The 24,449-nt window shown below is 70.5% G+C and carries 15 protein-coding genes and 1 pseudogene; 6 read left to right on the plus strand and 10 right to left on the minus strand.

The genetic code is table 11. From position 1 onward, the window contains the following. Positions 1-8: 8 nt before the first annotated feature. The 4 genes from ACSMXR_RS29530 to ACSMXR_RS29545 are packed head-to-tail and all read left to right on the plus strand — an operon-like array spanning position 9 to position 12,724. Positions 9-7,502 (plus strand): amino acid adenylation domain-containing protein, encoded by a 7,494-nt coding sequence (locus ACSMXR_RS29530; RefSeq protein ID WP_473170272.1) that lies wholly within the window; start codon positions 9-11, stop codon positions 7,500-7,502. A 29-nt stretch (positions 7,503-7,531) separates the two neighbouring features. Beyond that, entirely contained in the window at positions 7,532-10,819 is a 3,288-nt protein-coding gene (locus ACSMXR_RS29535; protein ID WP_473170273.1) for a non-ribosomal peptide synthetase, read from the plus strand. After that, the gene (locus ACSMXR_RS29540) at positions 10,816-12,003 is read left to right on the plus strand and encodes an acyl-CoA dehydrogenase family protein (RefSeq protein ID WP_473170274.1); all 1,188 of its coding nucleotides are present in this window, start codon (positions 10,816-10,818) and stop codon (positions 12,001-12,003) included. Before ACSMXR_RS29535 ends, ACSMXR_RS29540 begins: the two co-directional genes overlap by 4 nt. Next, complete coding sequence (locus ACSMXR_RS29545; protein ID WP_473170275.1) at positions 11,996-12,724, plus strand: thioesterase II family protein; 729 nt, start codon at positions 11,996-11,998, stop codon at positions 12,722-12,724. Before ACSMXR_RS29540 ends, ACSMXR_RS29545 begins: the two co-directional genes overlap by 8 nt. A gap of 61 nt (positions 12,725-12,785) precedes the next feature. Here the strand turns inward: ACSMXR_RS29545 and ACSMXR_RS29550 are convergent, their stop codons facing one another. The 9 genes and pseudogenes from ACSMXR_RS29550 to ACSMXR_RS29590 form a co-directional block, all read right to left on the minus strand. Continuing rightward, positions 12,786-13,418, minus strand: coding sequence for a hypothetical protein (locus tag ACSMXR_RS29550; protein WP_473170276.1), 633 nt, complete (start codon positions 13,416-13,418; stop codon positions 12,786-12,788). A gap of 8 nt (positions 13,419-13,426) precedes the next feature. Beyond that, positions 13,427-14,926 (minus strand): hypothetical protein, encoded by a 1,500-nt coding sequence (locus tag ACSMXR_RS29555; RefSeq protein WP_473170277.1) that lies wholly within the window; start codon positions 14,924-14,926, stop codon positions 13,427-13,429. A gap of 14 nt (positions 14,927-14,940) precedes the next feature. Beyond that, positions 14,941-15,423 carry a hypothetical protein gene (locus ACSMXR_RS29560; protein WP_170994453.1) on the minus strand — a complete coding sequence of 161 codons (483 nt, stop codon included), beginning with the start codon at positions 15,421-15,423 and terminating at the stop codon, positions 14,941-14,943. A gap of 142 nt (positions 15,424-15,565) precedes the next feature. Beyond that, positions 15,566-17,095 (minus strand): helix-turn-helix domain-containing protein, encoded by a 1,530-nt coding sequence (locus ACSMXR_RS29565; protein ID WP_137230472.1) that lies wholly within the window; start codon positions 17,093-17,095, stop codon positions 15,566-15,568. 176 nt (positions 17,096-17,271) lie between these two features. Beyond that, positions 17,272-17,925, minus strand: a complete 654-nt coding sequence (locus ACSMXR_RS29570) for a TMEM175 family protein (RefSeq protein WP_364882320.1) — start codon at positions 17,923-17,925, stop codon at positions 17,272-17,274. A gap of 39 nt (positions 17,926-17,964) precedes the next feature. Then, a complete protein-coding gene (locus ACSMXR_RS29575) occupies positions 17,965-18,432 on the minus strand; it encodes a RidA family protein (protein WP_473170278.1) in 468 nt (155 codons plus the stop codon). 167 nt (positions 18,433-18,599) lie between these two features. Further along, positions 18,600-18,749 (minus strand): annotated as a pseudogene (locus tag ACSMXR_RS29580) (ABC transporter permease); the annotation flags it as partial. Positions 18,750-18,961: 212 nt separating this feature from the next. Continuing rightward, positions 18,962-19,261, minus strand: coding sequence for a helix-turn-helix domain-containing protein (locus ACSMXR_RS29585; protein ID WP_364882326.1), 300 nt, complete (start codon positions 19,259-19,261; stop codon positions 18,962-18,964). Continuing rightward, a complete protein-coding gene (locus ACSMXR_RS29590; protein WP_473170279.1) occupies positions 19,258-20,037 on the minus strand; it encodes a hypothetical protein in 780 nt (259 codons plus the stop codon). The genes ACSMXR_RS29585 and ACSMXR_RS29590 overlap by 4 nt, the downstream gene beginning before the upstream one ends. A 260-nt stretch (positions 20,038-20,297) precedes the next feature. On the opposite strand from ACSMXR_RS29590, the gene ACSMXR_RS29595 reads away from it, so the two are divergent. Both ACSMXR_RS29595 and ACSMXR_RS29600 read left to right on the plus strand, forming a co-directional pair. Beyond that, positions 20,298-20,510 (plus strand): hypothetical protein, encoded by a 213-nt coding sequence (locus tag ACSMXR_RS29595; RefSeq protein WP_381909251.1) that lies wholly within the window; start codon positions 20,298-20,300, stop codon positions 20,508-20,510. 178 nt (positions 20,511-20,688) lie between these two features. Continuing rightward, positions 20,689-23,439: an AfsR/SARP family transcriptional regulator gene (locus ACSMXR_RS29600; RefSeq protein ID WP_473170280.1), complete on the plus strand. Its 2,751-nt coding sequence runs from the start codon at positions 20,689-20,691 to the stop codon at positions 23,437-23,439. 24 nt (positions 23,440-23,463) lie between these two features. Here ACSMXR_RS29600 and ACSMXR_RS29605 read toward each other — a convergent pair whose 3' ends face one another. Further along, on the minus strand, positions 23,464-24,378 hold the full coding sequence (locus ACSMXR_RS29605; protein WP_473170281.1) for a serine/threonine protein kinase: 915 nt from the start codon (positions 24,376-24,378) through the stop codon (positions 23,464-23,466). Positions 24,379-24,449: the final 71 nt, after the last annotated feature.

Below are 24,449 nucleotides of genomic sequence, written 5' to 3' on the forward strand. Positions count from 1 at the left end.
ATTCCCCGGTGGTTTCCGAAGTCCCTGCCTCGGGTGTCCAGCACCGCGGCACGCCCGTCGATATCGCCGTTGTCGGGATGGCGGGCCGCTTCCCCGGCGCCCCCGACATCGACGCCTACTGGCACAACCTGCGCTCCGGCGTCGAGTCGATCGAGAGGCTGACCGAGGACGACCTGCTCGCCGAGGGGATCGGCCGGGAGGTCTTCGAGGCGCCGGGTTACGTACCTCTCGCGCCGACGCTGGAGGGGATCGAGCTCTTCGACGCCAGGTTCTTCGGCTTCACGGCCCGGGAGGCGGCGCTGCTCGACCCGCAGCAGCGGCTCTTCCTGGAGAGCGCGTGGCAGGCGATGGAGCACGCCGGGATCGACCCCGGCCGGTGCGGCACCACCGCCGTGTTCGCGGGCGGCAACATGCCCGCCTATCTGATGTCCAACCTGCTCGGCGGGGCCCGGATCGTGCTCGACTCGACGATGTTCGAGCTGCAGATCCACAACGACAAGGACTATCTGGCCAGCCGGACCGCCCACAAGCTCGGTCTGACCGGGCCCGCGGTGAACGTGCAGACGGCCTGTTCCACCTCGCTGGTGGCGGTGCACCAGGCCGCCGCCGCCCTGCGCTCCGGCGACTGCGAACTCGCCCTCGCCGGCGGGGTGTGCGTCCGGGTGCCGCACCGCGTCGGATACCGCTACGAACCGGGCCTGATCCACTCGCCGGACGGGCGGTGCCGGCCGTTCGACGCCGACGGCGCGGGCACCGTCTTCGGCAACGGGGCCGGGGTGGTCGTGCTCAAGCGGCTGGCCGACGCCCGGCGCGACGGCGACCGGATCCTCGCCGTGCTCAAGGGCTCGGCGGTGAACAACGACGGTGCGGACAAGGTCGGTTACACCTCGCCGAGCGTGAGCGGACAGGAGGCGGTGGTCGCCGCCGCGCTCGCCGACAGCGGGGTGTCCGCCCGGTCGGTCACCGCGATCGAGGCGCACGGCACGGGCACCCATGTCGGCGACCCCATCGAGATCACGGCGCTCAGCAGGGCGTTCGGAACGCACACGACGGACACCCAGTTCTGCGCCGTCGGCTCCGTCAAGTCGAACATCGGGCACCTGGAGTCGGCGGCGGGCATCGCCGGTTTCATCAAGGCCGTGCTGCAGCTGCAGCACCGGACGCTGGTGCCCAGCCTCCACTACCGACGCCCCAACCCGCGCATCGACTTCGCCGCCACCCCGTTCTTCGTCAACACGGAACTGTGTCAGTGGCCCGAGGGGGACTCGCCCCGCCGGATCGGGGTCAGCTCCTTCGGCATCGGCGGCACCAACGCCCATGTGGTGCTGGAGCAGGCGCCGGAACCGCTCCCCTCCCAGGCCTCCGACCGGCCGGAGCTGGTGGTGGTCTCGGCCAAGTCCCCGGCCGCCCTTGACGCGGCCACCGAGGCGCTCGCGGACAGGCTGACCGCGCTCGGCGACCGCCCCCTCGCCGATGTCGCCCACACCCTGCAGACCGGTCGCGCGGCCATGCGCTACCGCAGGGCCCTGGTGGCCGCCGACACCGCCGAGGCGGCGGCGCTGCTGTCCGGGGCCGACCCGGGCCGGGTGCGCGCCGCGGACGCGGGCAACAGCCCGGCGAAGGTGGTGTTCCTCTTCCCCGGCCAGGGCGCGCAGTACCCCGGGATGAGCCGGGGCCTGTACGAGAGCGAACCGGTGTTCGCCGAGGCCATGGACGAGTGCGCGCGCCTGCTGGCCGGGCCGCTCGGCCTCGACCTGCGGACCGTGCTCTACCCCGACGTACCCGCCGAGGACGGGCTGACCCACACGACGCTCGCGCAGCCGGCCCTGTTCGCCACCGAGTACGCGCTGGCCAGGCTGCTGCTGTCCTGGGGCGTCGAACCGGATGTCATGGTCGGGCACAGCATCGGCGAGTTCACCGCGGCGGCCCTGTCCGGCGTGCTGTCCCCGGCGGACGCGGCGCGTCTGGTCGCCGTACGGGGCAGGCTCATGCAGGACCGGCCGACCGGGGCCATGGTCTCCGTCGCCGCCGCCGCGGCGGACATCGCGGCACTCCTGCCGGCCGGGGTGTCCATCGCCGCCGTCAACGCACCCACCCTCTGCGTGGCCTCCGGACCGCACGAAGCGGTCGCGGAGCTCCGCGCACTCCTGGCGGACCGGCAGATCACCGTGCGCCCGCTGCACACCTCGCACGCCTTCCACTCGGCCATGATGGACCCGGCCGTGGAGCCGTTCACCCGGGCCGTGGCCGCAACGCCCCTCGCCGCCCCCGGCCGCCCCTTCGTCTCCTGCGTCACCGGCGAGGCCATCACCCCCGAGCTGGCCACGGACCCGGAGTACTGGGGTACGCACATGCGCCGCCCCGTGCTCTTCGCCGACGCGGTCCGTACCGCGATCGGCGACGGCCCCGCCGTCCTCGTGGAGGTCGGCCCCGGCAACACCCTGAGCACCCTGGCCCGGGCCGGCACGGCGACCGGCGGACCCCGGGCCGCGGCCGTCACCACGATGCGCAGGCCGGACGAGCCCGCCGAGGACGGCCAGGTGCTGCGTACCGCCGTCGGCGACATCTGGCTCTTCGGCGGTGCGGTCGACTGGCCCGCCCTGCACACGGGCCGGCGCGAACGGGTGGAACTGCCCGGCTACCCCTTCCAGCGCGACCGCCACTGGATCGAACCGCGCGGCGCGGCGACCGGCACGCCCCTCGTACCCGAGATCGCCGAGCACGAGGAGCCGGACCCGGAGCAGCTCACCCGGGCGACCCGGCCGAGCACCCTGGTGACCGCCTATGTGGAACCGGCGGACGAGCTGGAGAGCACCGTCGCCGGGATCTGGGAGGAGATGTTCGGCATCGCGCCGATCGGCACCCAGGACAACTTCTTCGAACTCGGCGGCCACTCGCTCCTCGCCATCCAGGTGCTCAACCGGCTCCAGGCCACCGCCGGCGTCACGGTCGAGCTGGGCAGACTGCTGGCCACCCCCACCATCGGCGGCATGGCCGAGCAGCTGCGCGCGGCCGGCGCCGCCGGGCCCGAGGACCGCCTGCCCACCCTCGTCCCCCGGCCGGAGCGACGGTTCGAGCCGTTCCCGCTCACCGAGATGCAGCAGGCCCAGTGGATCGGCCGGCTGTCCAGCTTCGACATGGGCGGCGTCGCGCCCCACCTGTACTTCGAGTTCGACAGCCACACCATCGAGGTCGACCGGCTGCAGCGGGCCTGGCAGCGGGTGGTGGAACGGCACGACATGCTCCGTATGGTCGTCCTCCCCGACGGCCGGCAGCAGGTCCTCGCGGAGGCGGAGCCCTACCGGTTCGAGGTGCTCGACCTGCGCGCCACCGAGCCCAGGAAGGCCGAGCGGCAACTGACCGAGATCCGCGACCGGATGGCCGCCGAGGTACGTCCGGCGGACGTCTGGCCGCTGTGGGAGATACGCGTCGGCCTGCTGCCGGACCGGCGGGTCCGGGTGCACATCAGCTTCGACCTGCTGGTCGCCGACGTCGACGCGTTCTTCTACCAACTTCTGCCGCAGTGGCGCGAGTTCTATGAGAATCCCGATCACGCCCCGGCTCCGATGACCCTCACCTTCCGCGACTACGTGCTCGCGGAGGAGGAGTTGCGGAAGACCGCGCGGTACGAGCGCTCGCTGGAGTACTGGCGCAAGCGGGTCCGCGAGCTGCCCGCCGCACCCGAACTGCCCACCGCCCAGGCCGCCGTGGGCGGCGAGCGGCAGGCGTTCGTCCGCAGGCACGCCCGGCTGGACGCCGAGCTGTGGGGCCGGATCAAGGCGAAGGCGGGCGAGTTCGGCGTCACCCCGTCCAGCGCCATGCTCGCCGCGTTCGCCGTCACCATCGGCACCTGGAGCAAGTCCCAGCGGTTCACCCTGAACTTCACGGCCGTCAACCGGCTGCCGGTCCACGAGGAAGTCGACGACCTGGTCGGTGAGTTCGCCTCCTTCGACCTGCTGGAGGTGGACGCGGTGGCGGCGCCCGACTTCGCCGGGCTGGTGCGCGAGCTGCAACGGCAGAGCTGGGCGGACTTCGACCACCGTTACGTCAGCGGCGTACGCATCCTGCGCGAGCGGGCCAGGGCCCGTGGCGGCGCGGGCGACGTCATGCCGGTCGTCTTCACCAGCGCGCTCGGCGGCGATACGGACGGAAAGCCGACGCCGTCGCCGGTGGACTGGCTCGGCGAGCAGAGCTACTTCATCTCGCAGACCCCGCAGGTGACCATCGACCACTTCCTGCTGGAGTTCGGGGGCAACCTGGAACTGGCCTGGCACGCCGTCGACGGGCTCTTCCCCGAAGGGCTGATGGAGGAGATGTTCCGGGCCTACCAGGACTTCGTGGTCGGCCTCGCGGAGACCGACGGCTGGCACCGCCCGCCGGTGCTCGACCTGCCCGCCGGGCAGCTCGAAGCCCGGACCGCCGCCAACGACACCGCCGGTGAGCTGCCCGATGACGTCCTGCCCGCCCGGATCCTGGCCCGCGCCGACTGCGCCGAACCGGCGGTCATCACCGAGGACCGTACCCTCGACCACGCCGAACTCATCGGCCGTGCCGTCGCGTTGGCCCGGACGCTGACCGGGGCCGGCTTCGGCCGGGGAGCCGTGGTCGGCATCGGACTGGCCAAGGGGTGGCGCCAGATCGTGGCGGCGCTTGCGGCCTCCGCGGCCGGCTGTACGTACGTCCCCCTGGATCCCGGCCTCCCGGAGGCCCGACGCCGCTGGCTGGTCGAACAGGCCGGGATCGGCTGCGTGCTGGCCGAACCGGACACGGCGGAACACTGGCCGAACGCGCCGCGGGTGCTGCCGGTGCCCGAGGACGCGCCCTGGAGCCCGGCGGACGCGCGGGCCTGGACCTGCCCGGCCCTCCCGGACGACACCGCCTACGTCATCTACACCTCCGGCTCCACCGGTACGCCCAAGGGCGTGGCGGTCAGCCACCGGGCCGCGCTGAACACCCTGGTGGACATCGAGGAGCGGTTCGGCATCGGACCGGGCGACCGGGTGCTGGGGCTCTCCGCCCTCAACTTCGACCTCTCCGTGTTCGATGTGTTCGGGATGCTCGCGGCGGGCGGGGCGATCGTGCTGCCCGAGACGGCGGACCGCCGCAACCCGGACCGCTGGACCGAACTGTGCCGACGGCACGGGGTCACGGTGTGGAACTCGGTGCCCGCCCTGATGCAGATGCTCGTCGAGCACCTGGAGAACCGGGAGCCGGCCGACGGTCCCGGCCACCTCCCCGCGCTGCGGCTGACCCTGCTCAGCGGGGACTGGATACCGCTCTCGCTGCCGGACCGGCTGCGGGCGGTGGCGCCCTCGACCGAGGTGATCAGCCTCGGCGGCGCGACCGAGGCCGCGGTGTGGTCCATCGCCCACCCGGTCGGCGAGGTCGCCCCCGACTGGCCGTCCGTCCCGTACGGACGCCCCCTGCGCAACCAGCGCTTCCACGTCCTCAACGACCGGCTGGGGCACGCACCGGTATGGGTGCCGGGCCAGCTGCACATCGCGGGCGCCGGGCTGGCCGAGGGGTACTGGCGGGACGAGCGGCGCACCGCCGAGTCGTTCATCGTGCACCCGGAGACCGGGGAGCGGCTGTACCGCACCGGCGATCTCGGGCGGTATCTGCCCGACGGGACCATCGAGTTCCTCGGCCGTGACGACTTCCAGGTCAAGATCGGCGGCTACCGGATCGAGCTGGGCGAGATCGAACACGCCCTGGCCGCCCACCCCGGCCTCCTCAGTGCCGTGGTGTCCGCGCCGGGCGCGCGCACGCAGCAACGGCTGGTCGCCCATGTCGTACCGGCCGACCCGGGCATGCGGGACGATCCGGACTTCGCCGACCGGCTGCGCGCCCACCTCGCCGCCACCCTGCCCTCCTACATGATTCCGTCCGATGTCGTCCTCATCGACGAGATGCCGCTGAGCGACAACGGCAAGGTCGACCGCTCGGCACTGCCCGACCCCCGGCGGGCGGGCAGCGGCGGCGATACGGACGCGAGGACACAGCGGGACGACGAGGAGGAGGCCACCGGGGCGCTGCACACCCTGCTGATCCTGGCCGCCGACCTCCTCGGGGTGGAAAGCCCCGGGGCGCGGGACAACTTCTTCGAACTCGGCGGCGACTCCATCATGGGGGTGCAGTTCGTCGGCCGGGCCAACGCCGAGGGCATCCCGATCAGCCCGCAGAACCTGTTCGAGAGCACCGACTTCCGCGAACTGGCCCTGGCCGTACCCGCCGAGGCGGTCGTCGACGACACGGGCACGGCCGTGGCGCTCACCCCGCACCAGGCACTGGCCCGGGCCCAGGCCGGCTCGGTGGTGCTCGACGTACCGGACACCTTCGACCCGGAGCAGGCGGGCCGCGCCCTGAGCACCCTCGTCGACCGCCACCCGGCCCTGCGCACCCGGGTGCGTGCCGAGGACGGCCGATGGTCCGCCGTACGCCACGACCGGGGCGAGGACCCCGAGGTGCCGGAGATCGACCTCGGCGCCCTGCCCGACGACGTACGGGCCGAGGCGGTGGAACAGATGCTCGGCGAGATGGCCGGGGAGGTCGACATCGAGGCCGGGCCGACGGTCAAGCTCGCGGTGTTCCGGCTGGGCGAGCGGGGCAGCGTGCTGGCCTGCACGGTGGCGCAGGGGCTGATGGACGATGCCTCCGTCCTCCTGCTCTGCCGCGAACTGGCCCACACCTACGACCGGCTGGCCGCCGGTCAGCCGGTGGTGTGGAGCGCGGGCGCGGGTTCGCCGCAGGCCTGGAACCGGGGCCTGCGCCGGGAGCCGGCGCATCCGGCGGGGCTCGCCGAACCGACCGGGGCGCCGCCGGAGCCGACCCGGCAGCGGACGGTCGAGCTGGACGCCGCGCGTACCGCGGAGCTGTTCGCCGCAGCCGCGGGCAGCCACCACCTCGACCCCACCGAGGTGCTGGTGGCGGCGGCGTCCGTGGCGCTGGGCCGGACGCTGGCCGAACCGCCGCAGCTCCTGGTGGAACGTTCGCTCCGGGCCGACCTGGCCGCCAGCGACGAACCCGCCGGACGCCTGGTGGGCCGGATGACCGAGCTGCGGACCGTGGAGCCCGCGGCGGCACGGGAACCGCTCGACGACGCCCTGCTCCGGGTGAAGAGCCGGCTCAGGACCACGCGACCGCTCCCGGTCCTGGGGGCGACGGTCACGGTCCGGGAGGTGGTGACCTGGGACCGCGCCGGGGGCGCGATCGGCGTCCCCGCGGACTTCGCCGGGGTGACCGGCCTCGCGGGCCGGCACGACCGGGCTGTGGGCCAGCTCGGCTCCGCCGTGGTGGACGGCGCCCTGCGGACGCGCTGGCAGCTGGGCGACGCCGTGACCGAGGACGAGGCGACCCGGCTGGCCGACGCGTTCGGCGCGGTGCTCGCGGAGATCGCCGAGCACTGCCGTGCGGCGGCGGAGGGCTCCTACGAACCGTCCGACTTCCCCCTGGCCGACCTGTCCGAGGACGAGCTGGCCGAATTTCTCGACGAACTGCGGTGACACCGGTGACAACGGCGGACGGGGCAGAGATGACGGACAACGGCACGACCGGGCGACCGGTCCGCGATATCGCGGACATCTACGAACTCTCACCGATCCAGCAGGGCCTGCTCTACGAGCAACTGGCCCAGCCGGGGCTGGGCATCTATGTGGAGCAGCTGGGGCTGGAGTTCACCGGGACGATGCACCCCGAGCACTTCGAGCGCGCGTGGCAACGGGTCGTCGACCGGCACCCGATCCTGCGCAGCTCCTTCCACTGGCGGAAGAACGGAACCGTGGTGCAGGTCGTGCACGGTTCGGCCACGCTGCCGCTGGAGACGCTGGACTGGCGCGACCTCGACGAGGAGACCCAGCGGGACCGGCTGCGGGCGACCCTGGACGCCGAGCGGGCGAAGGGGTTCGACCTGACGGACGTTCCCCTGATGCGCAGCACGCTGATCCGGCGCGGTGACGAACGGTGGACGTTCTCCTGGCGGTTCTCGCATCTGCTGATGGACGGCTGGTCCTTCACCCTGGCCATCCAGGACTTCATCGACCACTACCGGGTGCTGTGCCGGGGCGGACAGCCGGCCGTCTCGCCGGGACGCCCGTACCGCGACTACCTCTCCTGGTGGCGCGAGCGCGACCCGGAGGAGGCGCGGGAGTTCTGGCGCAAGGAGCTGGCGGGCTACCGGCCGGTGGAGCAGCTGCACCTGGGCGGGACGGAGGTGCCCGAGGGCGAGCCCACCCACGCCCACTTCGAACGGGTCCTGGGCGATCTCGCTCCCCGGCTGACCGCTCTGGCCCGCGCGGAACAGCTGACACTCGCCACGCTGGCGCAGGGAGCCTGGTTCGTCGTGCTGGGCCGCTTCCTCGGCCGTACGGATCTCACCTGCGGCATCACCATGGCGCACCGGCCCGCCGACCTGGTCGGTTCCGAGGACATCCTGGGACCGATGATCGCCACCCTGCCGCTGCGCAGAAGGCTGGAACCCACGACACCGCTGCGGTCCTGGCTGCGGGAGTTCGGCAAGTACGGCATCGAGGCGAGCGGGCACAGCGCCGTGCCGTTGACCGAGATGCAGTCGCTGCTCGGTACGGACTCGGCGATTCCGATCCTCCGGAGCAGCGTGTCCTACGAGAACGTGCCGATGCCGGACTTCGACCTGGCGGACGTCGGGGCGGAGATGACCGAACTGGTCTACGACGGCAGGCCCCACTTCCCGATCACCATGGTGATCATGCCGGGCGCCGAGATGCCGCTGCGGATCGTCCACGACCGCCGGCAGGTCTCCGACGAGGTGGCGGAACGCATCGCCGGTGACGTCGTCTCGGTGCTCACGCAGATGATCGAACGCCCCGAAGTGACCCTGGGGGAGCTGACCTTCCTCAGCACACCGGAACCCGAGACCGCCCCCCTCGCCGACCCGGGCGACGAGACCCTGCACGAGACGTTCCGGCGCCACGCGCGCCTGCGCCCGGAGGCGGTCGCCGTACGCTGCGGGGGCCGCACGCTCACCTACGGGGAGCTGGACGCGTACTCCGACCGGATCGCGGCCACCCTGCGCGAGCGGTGTCCGGACGTGACGCGCGTGGGCCTGTGCCTGCCCCGGTCCATCGACCTGGTGGCCGCGATGATCGGCGTGTTCAAGGCCGGGGCGGCCTATGTCCCGCTGGACCCGGAGTACCCGGCGGACCGGCTGGCCGAGGTGCTGGCGGACTCGGCCGCGGAGCTGGTGCTGATCGACGGCGTACCGGACGAGCTGATCGATACGGACGGGGCGAGGACGGTCACGCTCGCGGAGGTGGCCCGGCAGACGGACCGCCGGACGGGCCCGCAGAGTGGCCGACAGGCGGACCGCCGAGGAACCGCACAGCCGGTAGACAGCAGCCCATCCGACCCTGCCACCGCCAACTCCACCTCCACCGCTACCTCCACCGCACCCGCAACCTCCCCCGACACACCGGCCTACCTCCTCCACACCTCGGGCTCGACCGGCCGCCCGAAGGGCGTCCCGATCACGCACCGCAACGTACAGAGCCTGCTGGCCGCCGGCCGCGAGGTCTTCGGCTTCACGGCCGACGACGTGTGGACCTTCGCGCACTCCTTCGCCTTCGACTACTCGGTGTGGGAGATCTGGGGCGCGCTGGGCAACGGCGGCTCGCTGATCGTGGTGGACCGGGAGACCGGACGCGATCCGCGCGCCCTGGCCCGGCTGATCGCCCAGGAGCGGGTGACGGTGCTGAGCGAGACGCCCTCGCTCTTCGAGCACCTGGTGCCCGAACTGGCCGACGACACGGCGCTGCGCAGGGTGTTCCTCGGCGGCGACCGGCTGGACCCGGCGATCCTGCGGCCCTGGTTCACCCGGTTCGGCGGCCGGGACATCGAGCTGTACAACCTCTACGGGGTCACCGAGGCCACCGTGGTCTCCACGTACCACCTGGTGGGCGAGGAGGACGTATGCACCGACCGGCCGATTCCGATCGGCCGCGCGCTGCCCAACCAGCGGGTGTTCCTGCTCGGCGAGGACGACCGCCCGGTACCGGTGGGCGCCACCGGCCAGTTGTGCGTGGCCGGGCCAGCGGTCGCTTCGGGCTACCACGACCGGGACCGGCTCACGGCGGAGCGCTTCGCGGCGGCCCCGCAGGCGGGCCCGTCCACCGAGCCCGCCCTCCCGATGTACCGCACGGGCGACCTCGCGACCGGCACCGCCCAGGGGGAGTTCCACTTCCTCGGCCGTGCCGACGCGCAGCTCAAGGTGCGCGGCTTCCGCGTCGAACCGGGCGAGATCGAGGCCGCGTTGCGCGCGCTGCCGGGCGTACGGTCGGCGACGGTGGCGGTCCACGGCACGGGTGGGGCGCAACGGCTGGTCGGCTACGCGGTACCGGAGGAACCGGCCGCGTCGCCCACCGCGGGTCCCGGGCTCACCGAACCCCTGCGGGAGCTGCTGCGCACCCGCCTGCCGGAACACATGGTGCCGGTCGCGGTGTACTGGATCGACCGGATCCCCACCACCCCGGGCGGCAAGGTGGACGTCTCCGCCCTGCCCGTACCGGACGCCGTGACGACCGCCCGGTTCGTCGCCCCGAGGACCGAGGCCGAGCGGCTGCTCGCCGGTCTGCTGTCCGAGCTCCTCCAGATCCCGGCCGTGGGCGCGGGCGACGCGCTGGGCGATCTGGGACTGCACTCGCTCGGGGCGATGCGGCTGGCGGCGAGGCTGCGCAGTGCGTACGCGGTCGATCTGGCGGTGAGCGAGCTGCCGGCCACCCGTACGGTCGCCGAGCTGGCGCGTGCGATGGAAGCCGCGAGTCCGGCCCTGGCGGGTGAGACACGGTGAACGCGACGCGCGATCACCAGGACGGCTCGGCCGGTCCGGACAGTCCGGACAGCCCGGAGAACCAGCGATGCAGGGAGCGGGTCCGGCGCTTCGCCGAGGAGGAGATCGCCCCGCTCTCCGCGAAGATGGACAGGACGGCCGGACTGGACGCGACCCTGCGTGAACGCCTGTTCGCGGAGGGCCTGATGGGGGTGGAGATACCGCGCGGCTACGGCGGCACGGGCGGCACCCTCTGCCGGTTGATCCTCACCATCGAGGAGGTGGCGCGGGTGGATCCCGGCGTCGCCGTCGGGGTCCATGTGCACAACGTCCTCGTCGCGGGCACGCTGCTGCGCCACGGGTCGGGAGACCAGCGCAGACAGTACCTTCCCCAACTGGCCACCGGGAGGATCGGCGCCTTCGCCCTGTCCGAGGAACAGGCGGGCAGCGACGCGTTCGCGCTGACCACCGTCGCCCGGAAGGAGGGCGCGGGCTATGAGCTGAGCGGCCGCAAGCGGTGGACCAGCAACGCCCGCAACGCCGATCTGCTGCTGGTCTTCGCCCTGGTGGACGACGGCGGACCCACGGCGTTCGTGGTGCCCGCCGACGCACCCGGAGTCTCCCTGGACCACCGGGTCGAGCAGATGGGGGTGAGAGCGGCGGCCACCTCGGACGTGATCTTCGACCGGACCCCGGTCCGTACTGCCCAGCGCATCGGCCCGCCCGGCGGCGGCCAGAGCGTGGCGATGGCCGGACTGGACCTCGGCCGGCTCGGCATCGCCGCACAGATGGTCGGGCTCGCCCAGGGGGCGCTGGACGTGGCGGTCGGCTACAGCAGGGTCCGCGAGCAGTTCGGCAGCCGAATAGCCGACCACCAGGGCGTCCGCTTCCCGCTGGCCGACGTGGCGAGCCATCTGGCGGCGGCCCGGGCGCTGTTGTACCGGGCGGTCGACCTGTACGGCCGGGGCGCGGACCCGGTCGAGCTGATGCGGCTGACCGCCATGGCGAAGTACACCGCCTCCGAGGTGGCCGAACGGGCGGCCTCGGTGGCGGTGGAGACCCTCGGCGGGAACGGATACACCGACGCCTATCCGGTGGAACGGTTCTACCGGGACGCCAAGGCCGGAAAGATCTACGAGGGCACGTCCAACGTCCTGCTCCGCACCATCGCCTCGATCATGATCGGGGTGAGCCCGGGTGACTGAACCGCTGCTCCTGCTGTGCTTCTCCTACGCGGGCGGCAACGCCCAGACGTACGTCCGCTGGCGCCGGCACCTGGGCCCGGACATCGAGGTCCGCCCCATGCAACTGCCGGGCCACGGCGAGCGGATCGGCGAGACGCCCAGGCACCGCTGGGACGACCTGCTGGCCGATGTCAGAACGGCACTGCCAGGACTGACAGACCGGAGGGGCCGTCCGATCGCCCTGTTCGGACACAGCCTCGGCGCCCTGCTCGCGTTCGAGTGCGCCCGGATACTGACGGCCGAGCACGGCATCCAGCCGGTGCGGCTACTGGTGTCGGGCCACCGTGCCCCTCACCTGCCGCTGCGCGAGGAGCTCCTGCACCACCTGCCGGACCCGGAGTTCCTGGCAAAGCTCAGCGAACGCTCACGCACACTGCGCGCTCTGACGGACCCGGAGTTCCGCAGACTCCTGCTGCCGATGCTGCGGGCCGACTTCACGGCCTCCGAAACCTACGAGTTCACGGAAGGACCACCACTGACCTGCCCGATCACCGCCCTGGGCGGCGCACAGGACGAGGACGCCACCCTGACGGAACTCTCCGCCTGGCAACGGCACACCACGGGCCGGTTCGACCTGGCCGCCTTCGAGGGGGACCACTTCTTCATCGACGACGCGTGGCAGCGGGTGGTGGCCACGGTCGGCGACCGGCTGGGGGTGCGTGTGGGGAGCGAGTTGGGGTGAGGGGCGGCGGGCGAGCGCCGTCAGCGCTCGCCGGGTCGGACGGCTCGGGGTGTGTGCGCACCTACTGCTCCGTGCCGACCGGCGGTGGCGTCACTGACGGCTCGATGGTCGACCGGATGTACAGCCGTGTCGTGCCGGGCTCGAATTCGTGGACGAACAGGTCGATACAACGCTGAAGGTGTGTGCCTTCAGGAGTGTCGAGCCCCTCGGGACAGAGGCTGGTCCTGCGAAGATTCCGGGTGAACGTTTCCGGCTCCGGCAGCTTTAGATGAGTGAAGTTGGCCGCAGGACGGTAGTCCTTCTCCTTGACGAGGGTGTTTCCAGACATCTCGATGTCATCCGGGATGAGTCGCTCCGTGTAAGTTCGAGCATCCTTGCTCGGCAGGACGAAGGAAAGCAGTCCCGTGTCGTAGCGCTGCCCGACCTTGTAGCCCGCGCGCCGGTCCGACGCCTGCTCCGGGAAGCGGATGCCGATCTGTTCGCTCATCCAGGCCGGTGTCGCCCCCTCCTCCCAGCAGCAATTCATCTCTTGGTTCACCAACTGCGACTCCGACCGGTCGGCCACCCACCACAATCCGCCGGCCACGGCGGCGCCACCGACGCAGAGCGCCAGAGCGACGATGGCGAGTGCGACCCGGGGGCGACGTGGAGACTCGGACTGTTCACCCTCGACTTCATGACCGAGACCGCTCATGGGAGCCTCTACCGTCCTTCCTGCTGCTCACGACCGGGATCCGTGCGATCGCCACCACGCTCCGGCTCGTCGGGCTGTGGCATGGGGCCATGGTCAGGGGCGGACGCACCCAGGTCGTAGTGCTTTACCGAGCTGCTGCCCGCCATGTCGAATTCGCGGGCGATGCCGGTGGTGTGGAAGCGAGCCATCTGGCCGTCCGGGATGTCCATGGTGCTGTCGCCCACGAGCCCGATGGACACCCCCTTGTTCTCGTCCCAGTTGTAGCGATCCCAGGCGTTGGCCTGATAGTCAAGGCTGACCTTGGGCTCCCCATCGGTATCCGGCACCACGGTGACCACTCCTGTCACGTTCGACCTGGTGGAACCCACCGCGTAGAACCAGTTCTCATTGACATCAGGGGTGAAGCTGAAGTCCCGGTTGTCGGTCTCCACCGGTATCGACACCGGCTGTCCGCCGTTCCTCCTGAACTCCGCCAGTGCCTGATCACGCCATGCGTTCTGGTGATCCGTGACAGTGCGCTCGATGTGCGAGCGGAATTCAGGCACCTCGGACATCATCTTGTCGACGGGCAGGTCCATATCCGTTCCGCTGTTCCCCAGGTAATGCGCCATGTGCCGGGCGGCGTCGTTGTCACCCTTCCAGTCGGCCAACTCGGCCACCAGGTTCATCTTTTCCCGGTTCCTGCGCTCCTCCGCGCCCGGCTCCTCGACGTCGTACGGGCCGGATCCCCGGTCGGCAGCGGCTTGCTTGACCGACGGAGCGAGCAACCCGGTGGCCAGAAGGTCGTCCTTGTGTCCCGCCCACAACTCCCCACGAGCCTGTGGGCTCAACGAAGTCCACAGCCGCCGCAGCTCAGCACGTTGCGCGGTGTTCGCGTCGCCGCCGAGCGAGGCGAGTTTCGTGGCTCGGGGCAACTGGTCCTCGTCCAGCGAGGTGTACGTCGCATGCCCCGCGTTGTGCGGGTCGCCGCCGTGACTGCGCTTCAACGCACGTGTCACAGCGGCGTCGATCTCGGCCGCATGGGCCACCAACCCGGTGAGGGTGTCCGCGTACCACTGCATCAAGTCCTTGGTTCGCTGTGAGGTTCCGTCCGCATCACAGAATGCCTCCGTCACGTTGACCGTACCGTTGGGGCCGTCCGTCACCACCAGGCCCGGATCCGGTTCTCCCCGGCGGGTCGGATTCCCCTTGCGCGCCTCCGCGGACAGTTCCCGGGCCTTCTTCTGAAGGCGTGCCAGTTCGTCGTGGGCGTCTTCGAGTACAGCGGAGATGGAAGCTGCCTCCAGGTGCAGATCAGCGACTTCCTTCGCTGTTTTCCGGACGAACTCCTTGGTGACCGAGGCGTTCAGGCCCGCCCACTGAGCCCCGTCCGACAGCTGGAGAAGGCCGCTGTAGACACCGGTCCTCAGCTTCTTCAGGTTCGCGGCCGTGGACTTCCAGTCGGCTGCGGCGGTATCGAGCTTCCCGAGGTCGACTTCGACAAGGTCTGTATAGCTGAACGTCCCCATGGTGTGCCGACCGCTCACTTCACGTACTTGAGCAGCTCGGACACCGGGACTGCGGAGCCGTCCCTCCGCGTGAGTGCGGAGGCGATCTCCACCTCGTCCTTGGCATGGCTCTTCTTCGAGTAGTCCAGGTGGTTGGAGATGTGAGCACACATCTGCAGGACGGTCTTGACCTGCGAAGTCCATACCTCGAGCGTGGTAAACAGCTCAGTGCCCGCGTCGAAATTCCGGCTCTTCAGCTCCGCCGCGGCACGGGCCGTCGTCCCGGCTCCCGCCTTGTCCATCCCGGCTCCGGCGATATCGGCGTGCTTCTGCAGTGCACCATGAACCCGAAACGCCTCATTGCCGACGGCACCCAGGTCGTCCTGGTGGACCACCAGGTCCCCGTCGGTTCCGGACCCACTACCCGGTGCCGTCCCGGCCGCATTGAGCCGCATCTGTGCGGAGTGGCGATCCCGGGCATCTGATGTGAGCTGCGCCCACTCGTCTTCGAACGTCACCGTTCCCCCTGTTCCGGCGTGAACAACACACCTTATTACAGGCAATGTTGAACCATCGGGTGCTGCTCAGGGGCGACGCACTCGCACCCCTCCCCGCCCCGCTGCACAGCAGGCCGGAAAGGGGTGCGGTGGAATTCGTCCGTCAGATGTCCCGGAAGATCTCGATCTGCGCGCCCACCGAGTTCAGCCGCTCGGCCAGTTCCTCGTAACCGCGGTTGATCACATAGACGTTGCGGAGTACGGAGGTGCCTTCCGCCGCCATCATCGCCAGCAGCACCACCACGGCGGGCCGCAGCGCGGGCGGGCACATCATTTCCGCGGCGCGCCAGCGGGTCGGGCCCTCGACCAGGACGCGGTGGGGGTCGAGGAGTTGAAGGCGGCCGCCGAGGCGGTTGAGGTCGGTGAGGTAGATCGCGCGGTTGTCGTAGACCCAGTCGTGGATCAGGGTCTGGCCGTGAGCGGCGGCGGCGATCGCCGCGAAGAACGGGACGTTGTCGATGTTGAGGCCGGGGAACGGCATCGGGTGGATCTTGTCGATCGGGGCCTCCAGTTTGGAGGGCCGCACGGTCAGGTCCACCAGGCGGGTGCGCGCGTTGTCGGCGGCGTACTCCGGGGTGCGGTCGCAGTCGACGCCCATCTCCTCCAGGACCGCGAGCTCGATCTCCAGGAACTCGATCGGCACCCGGCGGATGGTGAGTTCGGACTCGGTCACCACCGCCGCGGCCAGCAGGCTCATCGCCTCGACCGGGTCCTCGGAGGGGGAGTAGTCCACGTCCACGTCGATCTGCGGGACCCCGTGCACGGTGAGCGTCGTGGTGCCGACGCCGTCGACCCGTACGCCCAGCGCCTCCAGGAAGAAGCACAGGTCCTGGACCATGTAGTTGGACGAGGCGTTGCGGATGACGGTCGTACCGTCGTGCCGGGCGGCGGCCAGCAGGGCGTTCTCGGTCACCGTGTCGCCGCGCTCGGTCAGCACGATCGGCCGGCCGGGGGAGACCGAGCGGTCCACCTGCGCGTGGTACAGGCCCTCCGTCGCGGCGATCTCCAGGCCGAACCGGCGCAGCGCGATCATGTGCGGCTCGATCGTGCGGGTGCCGAGGTCGCAGCCGCCCGCGTACGGCAGGGTGAACTGCTCCATCCGGTGCAGCAGCGGGCCCAGGAACATGATGATCGAGCGGGTGCGGCGCGCGGCGTCGGCGTCGATCGCCTCCATGTCCAGCTGCGCGGGCGGCACGATCTCCAGGTCCACGCCGTCGTTGACCCAGCGGGTGCGCACCCCGATGGAGTTCAGCACCTCCAGGAGCCGGAACACCTCCTCGATCCTGGCCACCCGGCGCAGAACCGTGCGGCCCTTGTTGAGGAGCGTGGCGCACAGCAGCGCGACACAGGCGTTCTTGCTGGTCTTGACGTCGATGGCCCCGGAGAGCCGCCGGCCGCCGACGACCCGCAGATGCATGGGACCGGCGTAACCGAGCGACACGATCTCGCTGTCGAGGGCTTCACCGATGCGGGCGATCATCTCAAGGCTGATGTTCTGGTTGCCGCGCTCGATGCGGTTGACGGCGCTCTGGCTCGTGGCGAGCGCCTCGGCCAGCTGGGTCTGTGTCCAGCCCCGGTGCTGGCGGGCGTCACGGATGAGCTTGCCGATACGTACGAGGTAGTCGTCTGACATGACGGTAGGTTATCTCAGATATGAGATGAGGATGATGTGGGGGTGTGCCGTTCGAGTGACAGGTGTGTACCGGCTCCGCGTACGCCCGGTCTCTCCCATCGTTCCCCGCGCGGGCGCGAAGGGCGCGGTCTGCGCGTCCGTACGGGGCCGCGGAGCGACGTCCTCCGCCTCGGCCCTCAGCCCGCTCGGCCGTGCCGGCGGGCGGTGGCGCGCTTCCGGTGGGCGAGGCCGAGCTTGACCGGGACCAGCGCGAGCCAGCACCACATGGCCGCGACGGGGGAGACGAGGTAGGCGACCGGCACCGTCGCCGCGAAGAGCGCCGCGGTGGAGGCCAGGTCGGCGATGACCGCCCGCCCCACATCGCCCCGGGCGGCATCCGTCCCGTGCTCCGTCGCCCGTCTGCCGGTCAGGAACATCGCCAGCTCCAGCAGGTTCGTGACGCTGACCATGCCGGCGTACACGGCCACGGTCAGCGGGCGCGCGGCGTATTCGGAGAGCAGGGCGGTCGGGAACGGTACGAGGGCGATGGCGCCGAGCCACATCAGCGCGAACCGCAGCGACACGCCCTCGAAGCGCGGGACCAGCCGCACGATCAACCGGTGGTCGCGCCAGAACCCGGCCAGGATCGTGAAGCTCAGCGCATACGCACCGAGGTCCGGCAGCGCCTGCCGCACCGCATCGGTGAACTCGTCCTTGTCCAGGCCCGGTTCGATGTGGAGGTCGAGGACCAGCAGGGTCATCGCGATGGCGAAGATCCCGTCGGACAGGGTCGTCAGACGGTCCGCGCTCTTCTCGTCGGCCTGCTCGGCGGCGGCTCGGTCAGCACTCACCCGCCTCAGGGTGCGGGGGCGAGCCGGCTCCTGCCGTCATTACGCCGACGGGGGGCAAGCCGAACCGCCCGCTGCCGGTCCGCCGGGCTCCGGCGCGTCCAGGACTGCGGCCACGGCTTCGATCTCGACGAGCTGGTCGGCGTACCCGAGCACGGTGACGCCCATCAGGGTGCTGGGCACGTCGTGGTCGCCGAAGGAGTCCCGGACCACCTGCCAGGCGGCCACGAGATCCTCCTGCCGGGCCGATGCCACGAGGACCCGCGTGCTGATGACGTCCTCGACCGAAGCGCCCGCGTCGGCGAGCGCGGTCCGCAGGTTCTCCATGGCCTTCGCCGCCTGGCCGGCGTAGTCGCCGACGGCCACGGTGGCGCCGTGCTCGTCGAGCGGGCACGAACCGGCTAGGAAGATCAGCCGCGATCCGGCGGGCGCCGTGGCGGCGTAGGCGTACTCGGCCACATCGGAGAGGGTGCGGGAACGGATCAGCGAAACGGCGCTGGTGCGGGTCACGGTGGGTTTCTCCTGGGGTGGGGCGCGTGCCGGGCGGCCGGGCCGGATGGCAGGTGCGGGTGGCCGGGCCGGGTGTGCTGCGCTGGGTCGGCCGACCATGGAATGCATCATCCTTTCAGCGCACTTCACGTCCGGCTTCTCTATTTTTCCTGGCCGGTTCCCCTGCCTGGCAGCATGATTAACGCCAGAGCCTCGCGTGGGTTCGGCAGTACGGCCCTGATGGCCGCGCCCAGCGGCAGGACGGCGAGCAGCCCGAGCGTGGTGACCCACAGAGGCGTCAGCCGCCCGCCCGCCCCACGCGGCAGCGGCCCGTCCACATCGTCGCCTGCGCACAGGGACGAAGGGGCGCGGTCCGCGCGTCTGTACGGGGCGTGGGGCCTCGCCCGTCGGCTCGGCTCGGCCCGGGCCGATGGGCGGGTGTCGTCGCACCGAAGTCCGACGTGGCGGGTGCGTTGCCGCGGCCGTCGCACCTGCCGTGCGGCCCCAGGGTTGTTGTTCCGGGGTCGCACGGCAGATGGGCATGGGAGACCTAGGGGGCACTGCTCTCGGAACGCTTCCCCGGCACTTCGCCCGGTTCCTCGTCCGGCTCCAGGTCTACGGCATACACGGGGCGCTCATCGATCCCCAGGATGCGCATCAACTCGCTGGTCGATACCCGGTACCTGCCGCCGACGCGTAGTACCGGGCAAGGGAAGACGCCCCTCTGGTTCAGCCGGTACGCGGTTTCGGTGCAGATCCCGAGCGCGCGGGCCGCCGTGCGCAGATCGATCGCGACCGGCAGGTCGAACAGCTCGGTGAAGCCCAGTCGGCCTCCGGGCCCGCGCGTCACGGCCGCCCCGCCGAGGGGCGGATCGGCAGGGTTCCGACGCGATGCCGGGAACGCCGTCGCCTTCGCGGGCGGGAGGCCGGCGGGCGGTCCATCGTCCCGCCGGGTGTGACGGTGAGAGCTTCCTCCCGCAGGTGCTCGGGGCGTACGCGGAAGCGAAGCGGTGCCCGCAGTCCCTCCGGGCCGTCCGGACGGTCGACCTGTACGTCCAGAACCTCCGGCGACGAACTGGATTCCGTTGCCCCAGCAGGGGCAAGGGCGCGGTCCTGGGAGACACGCTCCACCTGTGTGGAGGGAATCTCCCGCAGCCCCTCACGCGCGAAGCGCCACGCCCTGGTGCGCGCCGCCTTGATCAGCGGTGTGATGTGGAGAGGTGTCGCCGGCTCCGATGCCGCCAGCTCGCCCAGAAGGGCCAGGATCATCTCGGACTCCACGTCCGACCTGTCTGCGCGCAGGCGCCCGCAGACGCGATGAACCGTCCCGCTCAGCATCGGCAGGGCGAGTCGGATCGCCAGCAGTTTCGCGGTTCCGTGGGGGGTGGCATCGGCCTGTGCTTCGGCGAGTGTCGCCTCCCAGATCGCGGCGGAGAGCCGCGGGTCGCTGTCCGGTCCGTAGAGGGCTTCGTGGGCGGCGGCGACGGTCAGCCGGACAGGCTCCGCCGTCGTTTCTTCCGCTTCCGCGTTCATGGTGATGGTCAGAGCGATCGCGTCCTTGATCCGAGGGTGATCGAAGTACCGCCTCACTGAGGCGAATGCGTTTGTTCCGTGGAAACCAATCATGAAATATCCCTCCTTGGCCCGGTGAAGGCCTCGGGCGCCGGATGAAGAGAGGCGAGCTGTCGCGGTGTCGGTGCGCCGCTGCGGGCATCCGTAAGAACCGGACAAAACGGGAAGTGGCCTCAGGTGTCTCACTTTTCTACAGACGTCTGCGACGTTGGGTGGCTGCGGGCCTACCGCTCGGAAAAGGGTGTCGCTTGTTCTGAGCGGATAAGGGGCGCCCGCCCGCAGACGGGCGCCCTTCAGATGCCGAGCGTCAGGCCGTGTCGGACGCCGAGGGGTCCGGCGACTCGGTCCGCGGGGTCGCGGGGGTTGTCCCCTCGGCCGGGGTGGCCGCCCTCCGGCGGCGCTCCGGCGGGAAGCCGGGAGACGTCCTGAGGCGGCTCAGCCTGCGACTGCGCTGGCGGTTGTTCATGTGCGAGAGGTCCTTCCTGATCGGGATCGGTGCCGTCTCGACCGGTTCGGCGAGCGGCTGATGCCATCGTGCCCGGCCGGCCAGGCCCCCTGCGGAGCGAAAACTGAGTGATAACTGAGTAGTTGGGGGGCGTGAAGGAGCGCACGCGTATGAAGTGGCTCGCTGCTGCGCACTGATTCAAGGGGTGTCGCAAGGCCACCGGGGGCGGGCCCCGCTGTCGTGCGCGGAAGGGGTGAGCGATGGACGCGCGGGTACTGGGCTCGATCGGCGTCGAAGTGGCGGACGAGGAGGTTGTCTTCGGCACATCGAAGGTGGCCGCCCTGTTCGCGATGCTGGTCACGTCGCCGGAGTGCAGTTGCAGCAGAAGGGAGATCGCCGAAGTCCTCTGGGAAGGGAAGGACGTCGGTGACAAGCTGGACCGGGCCGTCGCGGATCTGCGCAAGCGTCTGGGGAAAAGGCTCCTGCCGCACGCGGGCAAGTCGGGCCGCTGCAAGCTCCTCGTGCCGGCCGAGAGCGTCGACTATCTCCGTTTCCTGGCGGGTCGGCAGCGGGCGGCCGCCCTCCGGTCACCTCTGGAGAAGTACGAGCGGCTCCGTCTCGCCCTGGAGGAGTGGAAGGACGACGAGCCCCTACGGGGGTTGCGTGAGAAGGGCTTCGAGAAGACCCGGCAGCGGATGCGTGATGAGCGCGTTGCCGCCGTGTGCGACCTGCTGGACGCCGCGTGGCGAACCGACGAGGAGAAGTGGCTCCGGGAGGAGGCGGAGAAATGGTACGCGTGGCTGCCGGCCAACCCCAGGGTGCGCGGTTACTACTTGATCGCCTTCGGCCGGGGCATGCCCGACGAGAAGCGCGAGAGCCTTCTCGACGACTGGACCGGACGGTACGGCAGGCCGGACGGAGAACTCCAGGACATCATCGACAGGTTACGCGGCGGAGAGTCCTGGGCGGGCAGGACGCTACGGCCGCCCGTCCCGGACGAACTGCCGCCCTCCGACCGCGAGATCGTCGGGCGGGAGCCGGCGCTCCGCGCCCTCGTCGACGCCGTTTGTACGGACCGCGACGCCGGCCGGGTGCCGGTGGTCCTGATCACCGGCATGGCGGGTGTGGGGAAGACGTTGTTGGCCCGTGCTCTCGCTCAGCGACTGCGGGAGTGTTTCCCGGACGGCAACCTCTACAGGGAGTTGAACGGATTCAGCGACACCGGGATCCCGCCCGCCGAGCCCGAGCACGTGCTGGACGGCCTCCTGGCGGCCGTGCCGCCGTACTCGACGGAGATGACGGGACTCCAGCACAAGATCGGGGTTCTGCGTTCGGTTCTGGCTCGTCTCTCGGTGCTGCTGGTCCTCGACGACGCGGCCGACGCCCAGCAGGTGCTTCCGTTGCTCCCGCGAGCGGGCGCCAACGCCGTGATCATCACCAGCCGAGACGATCTCGGTGCGTTGCGGTCACAGCAAGGGGTGCATCGTCACAAGGTGGAGCTGTTGCCGGACGAAGAGGCTCTTGAAGTGCTCTGGGCGAACGTGCCCGAGAAGGACCGGGCCAAGCACGCTCCTGTCCTCACCGAAGTAGCGCGGCTCTGCGGGAATCTGCCGCTGGCGCTCGTCGTCGTGGAGCGATGGCTCAAGGACCGTCCGCTGCGCGCCCTCCCGCATCTGCTGGCCCAGATGAAAGAGGAAGGAGCCAGGCTGGAGGTCCTCCACGTGCCCGAGCACGAGAGGTCGATCCGAGTGGCGTTGGGTGTCTCCGCGCGTGCTCTCGGCGTCGAAGCCAGGTTCCTGCTGTGGCAGTTGGCCGTCCATCCCGGTCCCAGCATCTCCTGGGACGCGGTCATGGACCTCGGCGGCGTGCGCGGGGAGATGGATACGGACCGCGCCCTGGGACAGCTCGTGGCGGCGAACCTGGTGGAGTTCCGCTCGGACCGCTACCGCCTGCACGACCTGGTGCGCGTCTTCGCCCGCTACCACCTGGACGTCGTGACTCCGGAGGACGCGGAAGAGCTGAAGGCGGCCACCGTGCGGCAAGTGCTGGAGCACCAGTTGCAGAACGTCCGGGTGTGCGACCGCGTGCTGGACCGCCGACGCGTGCTGCCCATCGGTGAACCGGACGGGGTGACGGTGCTGCCCGAGCCGGCCGACCCGGAGGAGGCCGCGGAGGCGCTCGACAAGGAGTACGAGACGGTCCGGCACTGCTTCGAGCTGGCCGTCAGCCGGAACATCGAGCGGTACATGTGGCTGCTGCCGGTGATCCTGGTGCCTTACCAGTGGCGCCGCTCCAAGCTCGCCAACGCGCTGAAGTTCCTGCGAACCGCGGTCGCGGTGGCGGAGACCCGGGCATCGCCGGTCGAGTGCGCTCATGTGTACCGCCTGCTGGCCGGAACCCAGTGGCGGCTCATGGAATTCGCCTCGGCCGCAGGGTATCTGCGGCGGGCCGTTCGCCTCAGCGAGACGGACGACAGCGAGGAGAGCCGACTCAGCCTGGCCCGATCCTGCTACGCGCTCGGTGTCACTCTGCGCAAGCAGGGCGAGGCGGTGGAAGCGGAGGAACACCTCCGACGGGCTCTGGAGCTGTACCGGGAGATCCCCGACCCGGCGGGAGAAGCGGCGGCCCTGAATGGCATCGGGGCCATTCACTACGACCGGGGTGAGCACGACGAGGCGCTCCACTGGTGCGCGGACGCCCTCGTGGCCATCGAGCGGACAGCGGATCGCAGCGGCCGGGCCGATGTGCTGTTCACCCTGGCCAAAGTGCACCTGGCACGCTCCGAACGGGACGAGGCGGTCCTGCTGTACCGCCAGGCGTGCGACATCTTCCGCGAGCAGGAGCACTGGCCCGACGAGGCCAAGGTGCGGCGGCTCTTCGCGGACGTCCTGGTGGCCGCGGGGGACACCGGGGCCGCGGTCGAGCAGTTGGAGCGCGTCCTCGTGCTGCGGGAGCGGATGGACGGCGCGGAGGTCGGGGAGGTCCGGGCGTTGCTGGAGAGCCTGAGATGACGCCTGTCGGCGGACGGCGCGGTGTCACGGCCGGGGTGGACGGGCGCGCCAGTACTCAGTCGTGTCGGGCGTCAGGCGCTTCGACGGGCGCCGACGTGAGCCCGGCTTCGGGAGGTGGCGGCGGATCCGTTCGAAGACCTCGCGCACGTCGGCCGGGCGCTCCGCGGCCTCCCACCGGACCATGTGAAGCGCGAGGTCGCGGAATTCCACGGGGATCGCTTCGAGTCGGTCGGGCGGGAGTACGGGGTGGTGCCGGGTGACACGTTCCTCCATTCCGCCGTAGGGGAGAGACATCACGGTCATCTCCAGCAGGATGCAGCCCAGGGAGAAGATGTCGGCCCTGCCGGTCAGACCGTGCGGGTTGGGTTCCCACTGTTCCGGAGCGGAGTATCCGAACGTGCCGAGATCCCATTTTGTTTCTTCTCCTTCCACCACAGCGTGCCCCATGTCGATCAGGCGAAGGCGTCCGTCCGGCTCGACGAGCACGTTCTCGGGCTTGAGATCACCGTGCACCAGCTTCCGGTCGTGCACTTTCTGCAGGATCTCGCAGAGCTGGCCGATCACCGATGCCACCGTTTCCGGGTCCCTGACCGGTTTCGCCTTCGCCCAGGAGTCCCGGAGCTGCGGACCATCGATGTACTCCATCACCAGGCACCTGCGGTTCCGGTACGTCCCGGACGCGAAGATCTCGGGAATCTCGTCGATGCCGGTCAGCTTCAGCATGCGCCTGCCCTCCTCCAGTAGGTACCTGCCGGCGCTCCGGTGAGCGCTGCTGCTTCCCACGGTCCGCGCCTTCTGGGTCTTCACCGCGACCCTCCTCCCGGTCCGAAGCTCATATGCGAGATAGAGGTCGCCCTGACCCCCGTCGTCCACCATCCCCAATACCTCATAGAGCTGCTCGATGTTGCCGATTTCCTCGATCTCTTCGAGATGACCCATGAATGTCTCCGTTCTTTCCCGCCGAAAGAGCCAGACCGAAAAAATTGTTCGAGAAAGGTGAATGTCTGTGA

Source organism: Streptomyces sp. DSM 106670, assembly GCF_055792845.1.